This window comes from Runella sp. (genome assembly GCF_965279615.1).
In the GTDB taxonomy this organism is placed as follows: domain Bacteria; phylum Bacteroidota; class Bacteroidia; order Cytophagales; family Spirosomataceae; genus Runella.
On sequence record NZ_OZ257252.1, the window covers coordinates 5,796,159 to 5,812,445 of the forward strand.

The 16,287-nt window shown below is 37.3% G+C and carries 9 protein-coding genes; 2 read left to right on the forward strand and 7 right to left on the reverse strand.

Annotation, left to right across the window (positions count from 1 at the left end; genetic code table 11):
* Positions 1–2: 2 nt before the first annotated feature.
* From ACQY73_RS24350 to ACQY73_RS24365, 4 genes are all read right to left on the reverse strand, one after another.
* Positions 3–1,313, reverse strand: coding sequence for an McrC family protein (locus ACQY73_RS24350; RefSeq protein ID WP_428655985.1), 1,311 nt, complete (start codon positions 1,311–1,313; stop codon positions 3–5).
* Positions 1,300–3,648 carry an AAA family ATPase gene (locus ACQY73_RS24355; RefSeq protein ID WP_428655987.1) on the reverse strand — a complete coding sequence of 783 codons (2,349 nt, stop codon included), beginning with the start codon at positions 3,646–3,648 and terminating at the stop codon, positions 1,300–1,302. The genes ACQY73_RS24350 and ACQY73_RS24355 overlap by 14 nt, the downstream gene beginning before the upstream one ends.
* 16 nt (positions 3,649–3,664) lie before the next feature.
* The gene (locus tag ACQY73_RS24360; protein WP_428655989.1) at positions 3,665–4,276 is read right to left on the reverse strand and encodes a hypothetical protein; all 612 of its coding nucleotides are present in this window, start codon (positions 4,274–4,276) and stop codon (positions 3,665–3,667) included.
* 120 nt (positions 4,277–4,396) lie between these two features.
* The gene (locus tag ACQY73_RS24365; protein ID WP_428655991.1) at positions 4,397–6,076 is read right to left on the reverse strand and encodes an RNA-binding domain-containing protein; all 1,680 of its coding nucleotides are present in this window, start codon (positions 6,074–6,076) and stop codon (positions 4,397–4,399) included.
* Between the two features lie 112 nt (positions 6,077–6,188).
* Here ACQY73_RS24365 and ACQY73_RS24370 point away from each other — a divergent pair, with 112 nt between their 5' ends.
* Positions 6,189–6,650 (forward strand): helix-turn-helix domain-containing protein, encoded by a 462-nt coding sequence (locus ACQY73_RS24370; RefSeq protein WP_428654236.1) that lies wholly within the window; start codon positions 6,189–6,191, stop codon positions 6,648–6,650.
* Positions 6,614–7,258 (forward strand): IS630 family transposase, encoded by a 645-nt coding sequence (locus tag ACQY73_RS24375; protein WP_428668507.1) that lies wholly within the window; start codon positions 6,614–6,616, stop codon positions 7,256–7,258. Before ACQY73_RS24370 ends, ACQY73_RS24375 begins: the two co-directional genes overlap by 37 nt.
* Positions 7,259–7,276: 18 nt before the next feature.
* Here the strand turns inward: ACQY73_RS24375 and ACQY73_RS24380 are convergent, their stop codons facing one another.
* From ACQY73_RS24380 to ACQY73_RS24390, 3 genes are all read right to left on the reverse strand, one after another.
* Entirely contained in the window at positions 7,277–9,163 is a 1,887-nt protein-coding gene (locus tag ACQY73_RS24380) for an AAA family ATPase (RefSeq protein WP_428655993.1), read from the reverse strand.
* A gap of 4 nt (positions 9,164–9,167) precedes the next feature.
* A complete protein-coding gene (locus tag ACQY73_RS24385) occupies positions 9,168–12,728 on the reverse strand; it encodes an Eco57I restriction-modification methylase domain-containing protein (protein WP_428655995.1) in 3,561 nt (1,186 codons plus the stop codon).
* 88 nt (positions 12,729–12,816) lie between these two features.
* Complete coding sequence (locus tag ACQY73_RS24390; protein ID WP_428655997.1) at positions 12,817–16,161, reverse strand: helicase-related protein; 3,345 nt, start codon at positions 16,159–16,161, stop codon at positions 12,817–12,819.
* Positions 16,162–16,287: the final 126 nt, after the last annotated feature.

The following is a 16,287-nucleotide window of genomic DNA, read 5'->3' on the forward strand; positions in this document are numbered from 1 at the left end:
CTTTAATTCAGATTTAGCTGCTTTTTTATTGCTTCCTCATCACGTGTATTCACGTCCACATCCATTGCTTCAACACATACTTTATGATTATTTTCTGATGAAAGTTCGATGGTAAACTCGTCTCTAAAGGTTTCTATATCGTTGACTTTTGGATAAATCAATAACACTTGATCTATGTTCCGCCTAATTGCATACGCCAACACTTGATACATATCCGATTGAGCAATCCCCTTTTTGTTACCATCCACATTTCGGATTTTATACTTGGTATCAATAATCAGGCAGGGAGCCTCAAGGATAATATCGTTTTTAATGTCAAAAACTTTATCCTTGTTTTTGTTTAAAGCTAAATAGCTTTTGGCCTGCGCTTTTGGTTTTCTTGTAGGAAAATACTTTTCAACGAAACCGAAGATAAAATCTTCAAATATCACTTCCATGGGCAGCAAAAAGCAGAAATTCGCATTTGAGAAGTCATGTTGATTGACTGTGGAAGAACTTAAAAACAAGCGGCACATTTCCAAAATCACTGACAAGTCCTGATACAAAGGATTCAATTTTACTAAATCACAGTCAGGTGTTTGGCAATGAATATCAGATACCTCATCTAATAGAAAAAGCAACTCATGAAGCTTATCTGTATTTGCTTTACTTTGGCTTACACTTAGCAGTAAGCGTGTCACAAACTTTACGATGCGATTAAATTGATTATCGTATACAAACGGCTCATAGGTGCAGTGAAAGAACTGCTGTCTGCCTGTAATTACATTTGCTTGAATATACTGAGATATGGCCAGCCGACCGCGTAAAAAGGCAGTTTCTTCCGTAATTTCCTGATAAGCCTGATAGGGCTGACTGCTCAGCGTTTCTTCGGAATAATGTGCAAACAGGAATATAAACGCCTCAAGCCAATTATCGAAGGTCTCGTAGCTCAACGGTACCTGTGCAAATGGAAAACTGACTCGTTTGCTGTATCCCAGCCAATAAAGTACTTGGGGAAGAATTTTGTTTTGAGGTATCCCCTTACATATCTTAGGATAAATATTGATTCTAACACCTTCATATTGAATGAAGCCGACGTAATTTCGTGCTCGTATGAAAGTCCCGTCAAATAATAGAAATCGTTGTTTGTTTCTCTTCCACACTGCCTCTTCTTCCTCGCTTACCTCATCAATTTCATCATCTTCATCCACAATAGCTCCGTATCTTTTACGGCTTTCCCAAACTTCTTCCAGATATGACTTTAACCCAGGCACCAACTCAGTATTGGATAATTTTTCATACTTATCAAACTCAAAAAGATTAATTGCCTGCATCTTTCTTTGAGATTATCAATTTGTAATTGTCTTCCTTGGCCTCGTAGCTATTTAACAAAAGGGCTTTCGAAAGCGCATTATTAACCAAACTTTTCACCTCATCTCCACCCCGTGGATTATAGAAATATTCGGAAAGCAACGGAATGACTTTTGCATTCATCACCTTAACAAAATCAAAGGCTTGCCCTTCTCTTTTCATAAAATAAGAATGCCCTATCATAAAGTCAATTCCTTTTTTGACTTTCATAGCTTCATTTAAAGCTATAAAAAAATCACGACATTCGTCTTCTACCAGTGATGAATCGGGATAAAGTGCAACAAACTCAAAACGTCTTCTGAGCGCAATATCTAACAGTGCAATGGACTTATCAGCTGTATTCATCGTTCCGATGATGTAAAGGTTTTTCGGAACGCTGAATTGGGTTTTTCCATCGGGCAGTCTGACCTCCATTTCATATGTATTCCCCCAACGCTTGTCTTCTTCAATAAGGGTGATTAATTCTCCAAAAACGCGTGAAATATTGGCTCGGTTGATTTCGTCGATGATGATGACGTAATTTTTTAAATCTGCCTTATTTACGTGCTTGGTTTGAGCTGTAGCAATGGCTTTAAGGGCATCGACCAAAGGATAATAGTAAACCCCAAGACCTTGCAGATTATATTCCCGTTCACCATTATACAGCTCCTCAATGGTTTTAAAGCTCAAAGTATGTCCCGAACCGCCGCTTTGTTTTCTGAAGTTTAGATTTTTCTCATTTAATGAAGTGATATTGAACTCTTCACGTTTCATTTTGACGGTAATTTCTTTCCCTTCAATGACCAATGGGCGTAGAAACTCTTCAAATACCTCACTGAAAACGGGTATAATATCCGTCCCCTCTTCAGTGGATTGCTTCAAATTTGCCAAAGCTCTTTCACAAATTTCAAAAAATAACCCTTTATGCTTTTTAAATCCTAATCCATCACCTGTAAGTAAAGGCTTTATTCCCATAATGAAATCCTCATAGCTATAGTTTTGATGGAAGGTGATGAAATCTATTTGGCGCTCAGTGTCTTCCTTGGCGAGTTCTTCTTTGTACCACTTACGGGCACTTTCGTAGGAAATTACTACCTCAGATGCTATATTGTGTACAATTCGGTAGGCCAAATCGACCGTTTTATAGGTTTTCCCCGTACCCGGGGGACCATAGAGAATTTGGTTAAGAGGAAAATCTATTTGAACCTTTTTATCTTCCATCAGTGCTAAAAGTGTTTCGTAATAATACTTAAACCCAGACTTTTCTGACTTATAGTGGGTGATGTCCGTTAAAGTTTTGAGAACCAAAGTATGGTCGGTTTTCCAACTTCCTCTTCTTTTCCACTCGACATCTCGGCAATTTTTGTAATATTTCCTTCCCTCATCATAATAGCATTCAGAATTTACAACACCATAACCCAGCAATTCACTGCGACCACGTTTTACGATAACAATATCCCCTACCTGCATTTTTTCCTTAAAATCAACATTGGCAGAAGTATCGTTCATTTTAGAACGATCGGTTTCATTTATCTTTTGTAGCGTCAGTTTAACCTTTTCGCGGCTTTCATAGTCTTCTAAATCTCCTAACTCATCCCAGCCTAAAGCCATTATTTTATTCTCATAGAACTCATCCCATAACTCAGCATTTTCACCGGGAGCATACATCCAGTACTGTTGTTTATCATTTATATGCATATCAAACGTCAGATACAAAATATCCTGCGCCAATACCATATAACCCTCATCTTCAAACACTTCTTCGGGCAGCTTCTCCCTAAACAGCTCGATGAGTTCGCGATCAGGTTTGATATAATTTTCGATCAAATCCCTAATCAACTCTAAATAATGGGCAAATTTTTCACCTTTTTTCTTCGGTTTTACGCCTAAGTAATCACAGTACTTTTTGTAAAAAGAACTTTTGTAAAATGTATATTTTTGGGGGTCATGAAAGGTTAAGAAGACAGAAATCGTTCGTTCGTCATGGTGATGACCTAAATGGGGATAATACTGACAGTAAATTTGTAAGACGTCAGAATCAAATCGGCGGATACGTTCCGGCAACGAAATTGATTCATCAAAGAGTGTAATAAAACATTTCCTATATTCATCCGGACGTTCTTTAAGGAGTAAGTTCCGAACAGATAAAGCATTGTAAAAGAGAAGATTCCTAAAATCAATGGATTTCAGCTCTTCGGCAAACTTGTCGGACTCCAAGCTCGGTTGACCTTTGTACTTGGCTAAAAGCTCCCATTTGAATAATTCATCTGCCAAGCTATACTGCCTTAAATGCTTTTTGTATACGTCAATAAATTCCATTTAAGCTTCGTTTTACCTATGTATAGAACCAATGAAGGTTATTTAACGCTGCATTCACTCTGTATCTCCTGGATATTTTTTTCCACTTAATATTAACCTGAGGATCAATTGCGGTCAGATTACGCCATTGGTTTCTTTCAAACATTTCTAACTTCTTATACTCAATATTGAGCATAAATCCTTCTCCTCTGGCTGCAACGATAGCATTACGAGTCCATATGTGTTGATACTCAATATGCTGTAAAATTGGACGCAGATCGCCTAATGGTACAAAATCGCGGTTAATTTCCCCCAACCAGTTAGCCTGATTTAGCTCATTTCTTATACCTGCAATTTCACCATCAGCCAATTGGCTCACGCCATAAAGGCTGCCTATATGATAAACCGTACCATCATGAAATGTAAACAAACGTACTATATCCGCTACTCCCGGGTGTGCCGCTGACCTATAACAATCCAAATACCCAAGGTTTCTCTCACGGAGTAAAGGCCTATTGAGCCACTCCTCCATTCCAAAGTTATAGCCATTTTGACCGATATTTACATGAATTCCCACTCCATCATGGACATCCCTGGAAGGAGTTACCCAATCATGGGTATTGTAAACGAGTTTTGCAGCGTAAGACATAGAGGTTTAGGATATAAATTATTTAAATACTTGTCAATCCAATATATAAAATCAATTAATAATCAGCACATTAATCGTCATTTCTGTCTAACTTCTGTCTAATTTGTGTCTAACTTCTGTCTAATTCTTGTTTGCTTGCCAAATGGATTTTTTTTGACCGATGCCCAGACGCTCAATCTCTCCATTATTTTTTAGCCAAGACAATAGATTTTTTACCTTATTTGACTTCTGTTGCTGATTTAAAATGTCAGGAAGCTTATCCATTAAGAGTTCTTCAATCTGTTTACGATTTGCTTGACCAAACTTTTTAATATATTCCCTGATTAGATTTCGATAATACTCATCGTCAAAACCCTTGTTTTTGATGTAATCAGCCTGTCTGTTCGTTACTTTTGCTACGGTGGCGGAAACATGAAAATTAGGACTCCTTCCTTCAATTAGTTTTTCCTTGCGCAGCATTTCGGCGGCTTCTCTATTAATTGCCTTCTTTTTCTGTATTTTATCCAATAATACAACTGTAGAAAGGGGCAGCGCTTTATTTTCAATCAGAAGTTTTGAGTAGTTGACATCTATTTCTTGCCCATATATGGCTAATACAACACTATCCGGCGTCGTTTCTTCATAATCAGGTAATGGGAAATAGCGCTTTCTCTGTTCCAAAAGCATAGTATAAATACCGTATCCCATGGTATCAATCATGCCCAGGTTGACCATTGCCTTTACTAAAAATGAGTTTCGGTATCTGTCCGGAGTTTTATCCCCCAAATAATACTCTTCGGGCGCGCCTAAATAGAAACCTCCTGCATTTTTGAAAATTATTTTTTCTGCCTTTTCGGTTACGATGACGCGAGCGTTTTTTAAGTAATCTTGGTGAGCTATGGCATTGTGTAATGCCTCCAAAATCACCCTTGGTTCGTACTTGCTTACTGTTGTAGCAAGGAGTTCATTGTTTGGGAAGAACTTATATTGATAATTTCGGATGCGTTGTAAGACTTTGGTGGTGTTGAGTAAAAGCGGACAGGAAAAATGCTCATAAGCTTTTTCAACTGTGTCCAATTTCCAAGTAATTTCACAAATGGCAGGCAACAAATAATGAGCTGCTTCAGGATTCCCAAGCAGTAAAATAGCTGTATTGGTAATCTTTTTATTAATGGTTATTTTGGCTTTATCTAAGAAAGTAGCCATTTCCCACTGGTCTATTTCAGGGTAAAATGACTCATTGCTGTTTTTTTCTTTAAACTTGGCACGTGCCATCTCTAACGCCTGCGGATCTAAATCATCCACTGATGCCGACTCAATTATTTTTGCGGACCAGTCTTCCAGTGAGTTATAAATTTGACGGATATAAGCAGGATGATTCCGTAAGTCCGTTTTTTGACTGTTAATTCTTATGTATGGCTTTTTTTGAAAATTAGTTGGTTCTCCTTTGGCGGCAGGGATTCTAAACAGAACTATATGCTGAGAATGATAGTTGGTTTCAAATACCTCAAAGTTGATTTTAGGATATATAAAATTGCGTAACCAAAGCTCAAAATCCTGATTTCCAACCTTATAAGTACTAATTTGCAGATTTGTACCCACTACGTGCTTATTGCCATCTTTGATACCTAAAAGTAGATACCCAAAGTCTTTATTGCTAATGGTGGCACCGTTAGAAAGTGCCGAGATATACTCACCTACGCCTTCGGGAGTTATACTGGCGTTGCTGGCAGCAATATTGGTTTTAAATTCTAACCAAGTCCGTTCTTCCGATTCCAGAAGAAGATTGTCAATAAGTTTATGTAAGTCTGATTCCTGCATTTTAATTACTAGATTTAATGCTTCACAATTGACCACCGTTAAATCATATATCAGTACATTGTCAGCCTTAAGTAATCAAGCAAAATTAGTTTAGATTTATTATATTGGCGACATGAGCCGAAAAGAAAAGCATATTGACCTGATAGAATCTGAACAAATTACCTTGCGGGAAGGGGCAAAATATCATCCGAAAGTGGAGTTTAGAGAAAAATGTCGTGCTCTTTTATTGAATCAGGCAGGTGTAACGATTAAACAAATTGCTACCCATCTGGATGTCAATCATAATACCGTCGGAAATTGGATAAATGCTTGGGAAACAGCAGGCATTGTTGGTCTAAATCGCAAAATAGGTCAAGGTCGTAACCCGATTTTGAGCGTCACTAACGCCAGTCATATTCAGCAATTAGACAAGGCAGTTGAGACCCATTCGCAAAATGTGAAAGCGATTCAGGCCGAATTAGTAAAAGAATTGAATACCTCTATGAGTTCAGATACGGTCAAACGCTTTTTAAAAAAAATCATTACTCATGGCGACGCATCCGTCGCTGTACGCATCAAGGCCAAAATAAAATAGTATATGCAGACAAACATGAACGCTGGAAATTATTGCTAACACTTTGGTTATTAGATTATATAGAGCTTTACTTTGCCGATGAGTCCGGCTTTACGATGCAACCCTATGTACCTTACGCCTGGCAAAAAAAAGGAATAACTCAACGTCGATTTGCCCGCAGACAGAAAAATCGCTTAAATGTATTTGGCCTGATGAGTTTGTCCGGTCAGCTAACGGTTTATCACAGTGAAGCCAATCTGGATGGTGCCTTTATTAAGAATTCCCTGGATGATTTTGCTCAAAAATCACACACTAAACCTTACGTCATTGTACTTGATAATGGCCCTATTCATCATGCGAAAGTAGTTAAAGATGAGTTGGATAACTGGGAAAATTTAGGTTTGTCTATTTTTTATTTACCTACTTACAGCCCACACTTGAATCCAATTGAAATTTTGTGGCGCTTCTGCAAATACAGATGGCTCAATAAAACACATTATAAAAGCTGGTCAAAGTTAAAAAAAGTCATTCTTTGTATTTTTAAGGAGTATGGCTCGACATATACCATCAACTTTACAGAGCTTATTATAAAAAATACCCCAATTAATATCAAGCTTAATTTTGCGTGATTACTTAACTATTAAACATTAATTATTTAGTTTATCTCTTAATGGGTGTCCTCGATAAATTAGAGTGTCTAATAAATCATAGTTTTGAGTTATACCTAATTGATCTTTATAGAGATCAATTATTTGCTTTATATCATCGTAGCCTTGTACTTGCTCATTCCAGCCAGTACCAGTATCTATTTGTCTTAACTCGCACTTTCCAAAATTTGAAAGCCTTATAGGTTTCCCTTCTTCCTGAACTAAAACAAATGATTCTCTTGTACGAATGCTTAATTTTACAAAATCCTCAGTTTCATTATTTTTTAGTTCTAAAAAAAAATCCTTTCCAGTTTTTAAAATAATTTGCCCACGTTTGATATTTGAAAGATTACTAACAATCTTCAAAATACTTTTCAGTTCCTGACGATAAATAGGGCTATTCATATCATTATGAGCTAAGGTATTTAAAATTATGTCTTTGTATATTTTTAGTTCTTTAAAAGGGCTGTAATCAATACCTTCGTATTGACAAAACTCTTGTAAACTATTTATTTTATCATTAAGATTTTTAGGGATTGTTGCGTTACCTGCCGTTACATTAAATTTAAACTTATCAGGCAGAATATCATCTAATATACTTTCACATTCCTTCCTTAAATAAAACCCACAGGCAGGGTAATCGTGTTCTTTAAAAAAATCTTCTGCTCTAGTTAATTGATTTGATTTTTTGGCTATATATGGTTTTGATGGAGTACTTAAATCATCCTCATACATTTCAATTATTTCCCAATCTGATTCTACTCCATATTCAACCTTTATCTTCTTAGCTGCATAATGATAAAATGACTTATCATGCGTTAAAACTATTAATTGATAGTTTTGAGTATACCTATTCAGCAGCAAGTCCAGTACTTTACGGCGATTGCTCATATCCAAACTTATCAGTAAATCATCCAGTACCAATAACTGAAAATCGGCTCCATCGACATAATCGTTTCTATAGTTTAGAATTGCAAAACGAATAGCGATACCAATGGCCGTTAATTTTGCTTCATTAAGAAATGAATGAGGTTTCTTTATAGCATTAGATAATCCTTGATATTCGGGTATACTGAGTGTAATTTTTGGGCTACCATCTGGAATATCACTTTCTTTATCAGACAATTCTCCTCCGCCTCCAAATTTTTTAAACTCTTGGATACATTTCAACTCAAACCGTATATCAAAATACCCTAATTCCGTTCGTAATATCTCGTTCCCAGAGACATTTACATCTGTTAAAATACTATTTAATTCTTGAATAAAGCCTCTAAGCTTATTGGAATATTCTCTTTGGTTAATTTCGACGTTAACAATTATAAACCCTTTTTCATCTTCCTTATTTCTTCCTTTTTTCAGATCATTCCATATTTCATTGAAATCACTACTCTCATTTGCTTCATGAATAAGTTTAAATACATTTCGTGTTTTAATATAAGGAAAGACATCCTTTTCAAAAAGCGAAAACAAATCTATCTCTTCTCGGTGACGAAAGTCTATTAATCGGAACATAAATCGATAATTAATGAAATCGGAACCACGAGAAGTTGCTTCCGCAGCTTCTTTATTATCATCTCGAATAGTAAAATTATTCAAACCTATTTGATAATTCTTGCCGTTTTCAAGTTCCAACCTCACAAAAGAATCATTTGGGTTAGACGTATGTAGGTTTAATAAACTATTATCATTGGATTTAATAAAATACTTATTTAAGTCAATATCATCTTTATAAACAGCTTCAAGCAGTGTATAAAGTGCCCAATATATAGAGCTTTTTCCACTGCCATTTTCTCCATAAATCAGCAAATGCTTACCATCGACATTGATAGATGCATTATCAGCAAAGAACTTAAAATAATTAATATGTAGGGTTTGGATGGGCTTCATGGTTTTAAACGGTTCGGCTTAGAATTTGTCCTACAGTTTCAGGTAATTTGATATTTACCATAGCAATACACTTACGTACAGAGCTACCTGGTGTTTGTAGTTTTTTATATACTTGTTCAATTATCTGTTGCTGTTCTGTTTGGCTTAAGCTTTCGATAGGAATTATTTCTAAAATACTATTCATCGCTACATTTCTTTCTTTCATTTCCTCTCCAAAATACAATTCACATACCAAGTGATTTATTATATCTTCAAAGAAACTAGCTACTTGGTTATTATCTGCGTAGAGATTGACTCTTGGGGACTCTGAATGATATAGATATAGCAAATAATCTGCGATAATAGCAATATTCTTCTCTTCCCTTTGAGAAGGGAATTTGATAGGTATTTCATTCATTACGAAAGATTTTACTTCACGCGCATTACCTTGTAGTTCGGGAAAATTCTCTTCGAAAGCAAATCTGAACAATTTGGAATTTAATACTCCCAATAGGTATTTTAGTTTTTCACCAGTCATTATAAAACATTTATCATTCAAATAAAACCCTTTATCATCATAGGAAAAGGATATATCTTTGACTATATTAGGATAAATAATTTTTGGTTTTTCAAATTCATACCAATAGGCAATATTATCTTGAGTTTCAAACCATTTATTTCCGGTTTTTTTACGACTACCTAATTCTCCAATTTGTTCTAACCTTTGTTTTCCAAAATCCAACAAATGCTCTTTTACAGCTGGAAATTTTTCAATATCAAGTTTAAGTGTTGGAAAAGTTCCTATAAGCCATTGTTCTTTAAATTCAAAGCTATATCTCTCAACATCTCTACCTCTTAATAGTGGCTTAATGATATTTTTACTTGTTTCGTCCCTTTCTAAAATAGCATTTTTTTTAGCCTTACTTCCTATTACAAATGCATCATTAAAACCTGTTAGCACACCTCTATTAATCACAATTTCCCATTCTTTTATTCTTTTACCTTGTGCTTCTATATGTTGCTTGAGGTCATAGTGCACGCGGTCAAGTATTACCCAAGCGTTATCAGGTTGCGAAGTAAGTTGGATGTGATTCTTTAGAAAATAAGGGTGAAGTTGCTTTACAGCGTATTGCATTTTCCGAGTCAGGCGTAAAGCTTGCAATTGATTATTATTTTTGGCCTTTCGATAAGCCATAATAGTCGTCCGAACCGTAGCTGATTCAAAAATCTGACAATCGGATAGATCAATCAGTTTGATTGGGTTAGTTTGTTCACGGAAAAACTTACGGAGTGACATGCCGTAACTGGAACGTAACCATGAGCTACCAGTAATGTACACTAATACTCCTCCGGGTCGAAGCAATTGATGCCCTCTTTCATAAAATAGTGAATAAATATCACCGGTAGCTTCAAAGGTTTTATACTTACCCGCTAACGGTTTAAGTTGAGTTTGTTTGCTTACAGAAAAATAGGGTGGATTACCAATGACTATATCAAATCCGCCTTGCTCAAAGACTTCTTTAAAATACAGTCGCCACAAAAAATACGGCTTTTCATTAGGTTTCTTTTGTAATTCAAGAAGGCGTTGCTCTCGTTGGTCAAAACTCTCAAAAAGTTCAAGCAGAAGTTTATAATTCTTGTATTCTTTCGATTTTTCGTTGAGCTTTCCCCAAATTCCTTGGTCTTTCCATAGTTTTTCCTGCTTTTGTATTTTTACTTTCAGGTCCAATTTTTCACGCTCAAAACTGGTGTGTATCTTTTTGTTGATTTTTTCATCAATTTTTCTACGTATTGCAGCCTTTGTCAAACTATTCTTTTTTGGGTCGAAATAATCGTGGATTAATTTTGTAAGGTCACCTCGCGCGGCTTTATCAAAAACCAACAGGGTTTGTTTGGCTCCGCCAAATAATTCTAACTGATTTTTCTCTTCCAGTACCACTTCGTCGTCATCATCGGTACCGATTTTACTAAGGTCTACTCCTTCAAAGGTATCAAACAGACTATCCCCTTGCATGATTTTATAATCAAGATTAGGCAAAGGGCGTGGAGTATCTTCGTCCACAACCAAGGCCAGCCAAAAACGCAAACGGGCAATATCTACGGCCCCTTTATCCAAATCTATACCATAGATCGAATTCTCAATGATGCGCAGTTTTATTTCTGCGGCATCAAATGTATTTACATTGATATATGGAAAAATAAATCTTTTTGCTTGAAAAATCTCCTGCAAAACCCCGATTGGAAACGCCCCCGAACCGATGGCCGGGTCGCATATTCGTATTTTATCCAAAGCAACATTTAGCTTTTGGGCGTTTTCTCTACCTTTTAAGTAAAGAGACAATTCTTTATCTCTAACGAATCGCTCAATGTCAGCCTCTTCCGGAAACTGAGGTTTAAGGTATTGAAGCAATGCTTCCTGGCACATGTACTGCACAATTTCTTTTGGCGTATAAAACGTTCCTTTTTCACGGTTTTCTTCAAGCAGGTTTTCAAAAATATGCCCCAACATTTCGGGGTCAATCCCCACTTCGGCTTCGTCGGGGTTGTTTTCGTCAATTGTAAAGTTGTATTGGTCAAAAAAATCAAACAGGTCCTGAAAGTAGCTCTCCGGAAAATCAAAATAGTCTGTTTGGGGAGCGTCATTGTCAAACAACCCTCCGTTCAGATAAGGGACTTTAGTACCCGTCAGTTTAAAAATGTCGTTCTCTCTTATCTGGTTGAGCGTCCTGAAAAACAGTTCAACTAAACCTAAAGAATAAAATCGGGTCTTATCGGTGGAATTCAAAAAGAAGTTCTTAATAAAATCGGGGTCTCCGTCTTTCCAGTCTAGGCTTTCGGCAGGCACCCCTAACCAACCTTTTTTTTGCAAAAAATACAGGAATACAATTCGTCCTAAGAGTTTCTTGGAGAAATCGCGAATGGGCTTTTCCTCTTTAGATTCGCTTTCCTGTTCTTTATCAATCAGTACCTCCCGATACTTAGGGTTCTCCCTGATAAAATGCCAAAGAATTTCATAACGTTTTTTATATCCCTCAAAAAATTCTTTAGTCAGTTTCTCAACATTGAAGGCATCGTATAAGTCTTGCAGAGTAAACGGCTTATTTTGGAGCGTCATAAAGCGTCCGGCCGCCGTACGGCATGATTCACCTTCGCCCAACAAATAGGTATAGCGCTTTCGGTCGGTTGTTTTCCGTTCGATTTCTTCTGTATTTGGGTTAAGAATTCGTATGTCCGATACAAACGAAAAACGCCATTTAGCCAGCTGATGCTGAGGCACAAATACAATCAGTGCTGCATCAATTTGGTCGCTTATGATCTTTCGCAGCAACTCACGCAGGCCAACACGATTACGTTCGAGTTTTACATTTGGCAAAAGTTGTACCTCAAAAATTCCCACCGTGCGATCGTCAGCAGTATCAAAACTCCCAATTTCATAGGCAGTTACGACTAACTCATTGGTAGGCAGCACAATAGGTTGAGAGACTTGCAGGATACGTTTTACACCAAAAACGTCCGTTAATACCTGTCTCCACGCAGACTGATTATAAGCACTTGAAAGTACTCTTTGAAGTATCTTTTTATCCATTACTCAATAATGTTAGGCTTAGGATATTAGGTGAACGCATGCAACACATCGTTGCACACTTATTCACTAACCGATTAGAATTATATTTTTACCCGATAAACGTTTGTGAAATTACAATATCAGGTTCGATAACAACAGGTAATACATTTGATTCGGGATTTTTCCACTCTTCCTCCTCCGTAACCACTACGTTGTACTTCTTTGCCATCATTAACAATAGGTTATCTGCTTGCGCCAAAGTTATTTCCCGTTTCGTGAGTTTACGGTTAAGTTGGCGTACTTCATTAGGCAATGGCGTATGCACGCCCTTCTCAATCAAACGTATGAGATTGTCACAAGCTTCTTTCACCTCCTTATTTTTGGTGAACGTGATTTTATGCTCTCTCAAAAACTTTCGGGCTTGGGCCGAAATAGCATCTGTTTTATCCGAGCTACTGACTGTTTCAACATTTGCCCCAAAGAAGTCCCGCTCAAAGGCATCAAGAGATGTCCGTACCTGCACATAATGACTGTCCGGTAATGGCTTATCCGGTTCTGTCGTCGTAGCCTCAAAATGCTGCGCTGCCTCTAAAAAAGTAAGTGATTTAACTCTGTTTTGGGGATCAATCCGGTAAAATTCCAATTTGTAGGGTGATTTCAAAAATACCACACTGCTTCCTTTCATTTCCTCTTTGAAAGGTGCCTCCGGCGGAACAGTACGTCCGGCTCGGGCCTTGAGAGGCATTTTTTCAATACGCTTAAATTCTCTTGGGTTGGTGTCTTTAAAATCCCGAACTGCTTTGAGGTATTTAAGTCGTAAATCTTCGTCATCCGGAAGATCTTCCTGAAAAAGCTTAAATTGTTCAACAAGTTCTTCATGGGTAAAAATCTGAGCGTCTTCTCCAAATGCCGAGTGAAAGCCTTGCAGTTTTACGAGGGCCTTATTATATAAATTGATTTCCTCATCGCCATGCTGTGATGGATAAAAATTGTAATTGAAAATTGTCCCGGCCACACTTCCGATGCGATTTACCCGTCCAATGCGCTGCATTAACCTTGTGGCATTCCAGGGCGTATCATAATTTACAATCACGTTAGCCCTATGCAGGTTTACCCCTTCAGCCAGTACATCGGTGGTAATGATAAAATTATATTCATTTTTTTGTTTTAGAAGGTCTAGGTTAGCGTCAAAATTATCGAGAATTGTCTCAAATTGCTTACTTCGATTTTCTGACGAAATGCATAAAATCGGAACCTGTAATTCTTCCTCAAGACATTTGCAAAGATATAGGGCAGTGTCAGTACTTTCAGTAAAAACAACCAATTTACCCGTTGGATTAAGGTCTCGGCGGAACAGTTCATTTTTAAGATTATCAATAAATGTAATCAGTTTTGGATCTTCGGTAACGTTATTCCAATAAGTCACTAACTCAGAAAGTAGCTTAAAATCACTTTTAAGGCCGGCCAATAATTCAATTCGGGTAGGATCTTCTTTACTTACTTCCCGTTCTGCAAAATCCTGAGGCTCAAAAATATTGTTTCGAGGATTTTTGAGGCTTAGGGCTTCAATAAGTTGTTCAATATGTTCAACACTTTCTCCTTTTTCCTGCAATTCATTCACACGCAGATCAGGTGCAATCAGAATCTTTTCATTCTCAAACATTTCAATCATTCGCTCTGTAGCAGTCGTCAAGTTTTTCAGCGAAATTTTAAACGCAAAAAAACTGCTTTCCAAGCGTTTCACCATGAGCGTTTTCATAATCCCTGCCAACGACCGAGAGACCAATTCTGCTTGAGTGTACCCAAATTTATCTTGGTTTTCATTACTCAAAAACCGTATGGCTTGGTATCGAAAGTAATGTACATCTTCGGTTAAATAAATGATCGTCCGGGCAAACAACTTACTCAATTTGGCATCCAGTTGATAAATCTTGGCACGGGGAGGAGCGATTTCAGGAAAGACAATACCCTGTTCAGTTAAATCCTGCTGGTATTTAGGGTAACGTTCGAGATTCTTACGTGTTCTGCGTACTGTAACGGGTTGAAGTACACGTTCGCGAATAATGGCATATAGCGATCTGATTCGGTCTAAATTTGGTTTGGGCTGCATCAAAATTTCCTGATACTCGCGAATTTTGGGGCCGAAAAAAGCCTGGAGGTTAGTTTCAGGCAAAGTACTTGCCCGGGCATCTTGAAATAATTGCAGCAGATAGTATAAATCCTGTGGCCGGTTATTAAGGGGAGTAGCCGAAATCAAAACTACCTTTTTACGGTCGCCCGGTACCAAGCCTTCACCGGTGCGCGGAGCTTTACAAATACGCTGTAAAGACGAAAACATTTGTGAAGTATGATTTCGATAGCGATGCGCCTCATCCACCAAGATAAGGTCATATTCCTCCTTAGCCCAGTAATCTCCGTCACCATTCAGGATTTTTTCCAGTCGGCCATTACTGATAAACTTGGTATGACGGTCAATCCTAAAATTACGAAACGTCGTTTTCCAATTTTTCTCAACTGCCGGTGGGTAAATCACTAATATCTTTGTTTGATGAGAGCCATTTGCATTTAGAAAACGCTTAGCTACCATCGCTGCAACAACCGTTTTCCCTAATCCCACGACATCCGCTAAAAAAAAACCGTTATGCTGCATCAGCATTTGAAAACCTTCATTAACAGCTTCAATTTGATAACTGAGTTTTTTAAAATTTTGTGGTAAATCACCTACCGTATCGGGGTCGTAATCAATATTTTTCCCAAAATACTCAATTAAAAACTTCATATACAGCTCAAACGGGGTAAACGTTTGCCCAATGTGGGTTTTCTGTTTGAATGCCTGAATATCAGCGGGCAAAATCGACGTTGATTTTTTCCAAAGCTCTTCAAATTCTTCCTTCGTGAATTGAACGTCGTCATAGTCTTTAAGGGCAATATTAAGTTCGTAATTGGGTGATTTCTTTACACCAAGACCGGCATTTGTCAGGTTGGAAGATCCCATAATCACCCACCCGTCGGAATGTTCAGAATGATTTTCAGGAAGAAACAGATAAAATTTAGCATGAATAGTTTGAGCATTAGAAGCCCTCACTTCAATCCGCCCGTCAATTAAGTCACTAACAAACTGCAATATCCCATCTTCAACGTCCTTGGAATATTTAGCTTCTTTGATGTCTTGGATGAACCATTGCAGAAACTCATTTTTAGTCTTGCTCTCATCTCCAAAATATAACATGCCTTTGCGCTGCGCTTCGGCAAAAAGCGTATCCACATTTATACCCACTAAAATTTTAACACTGGGAATATTTTTAAGGTAAGGCTGCAATGCAAAATAGCCCGACGATCGGAAATAGCCAACTACCGCTTGGAAAGCATAGAGATTAGGCATGTGGTTAATGATACCAACAAACTTATCAAAAAGGTTACGGTCGCTGCTATTCGTAAAAAACTTAGTGGACATACAGTATCTTTATGGAGAAAGGCAAATATAGATATAAAGGAGATAGGTGAATATGCAATTTATCAGATGACAGACATAGAGAAGTGAGATTTAAAAAAGTCTTCGTTAATTAGACATATATTCATC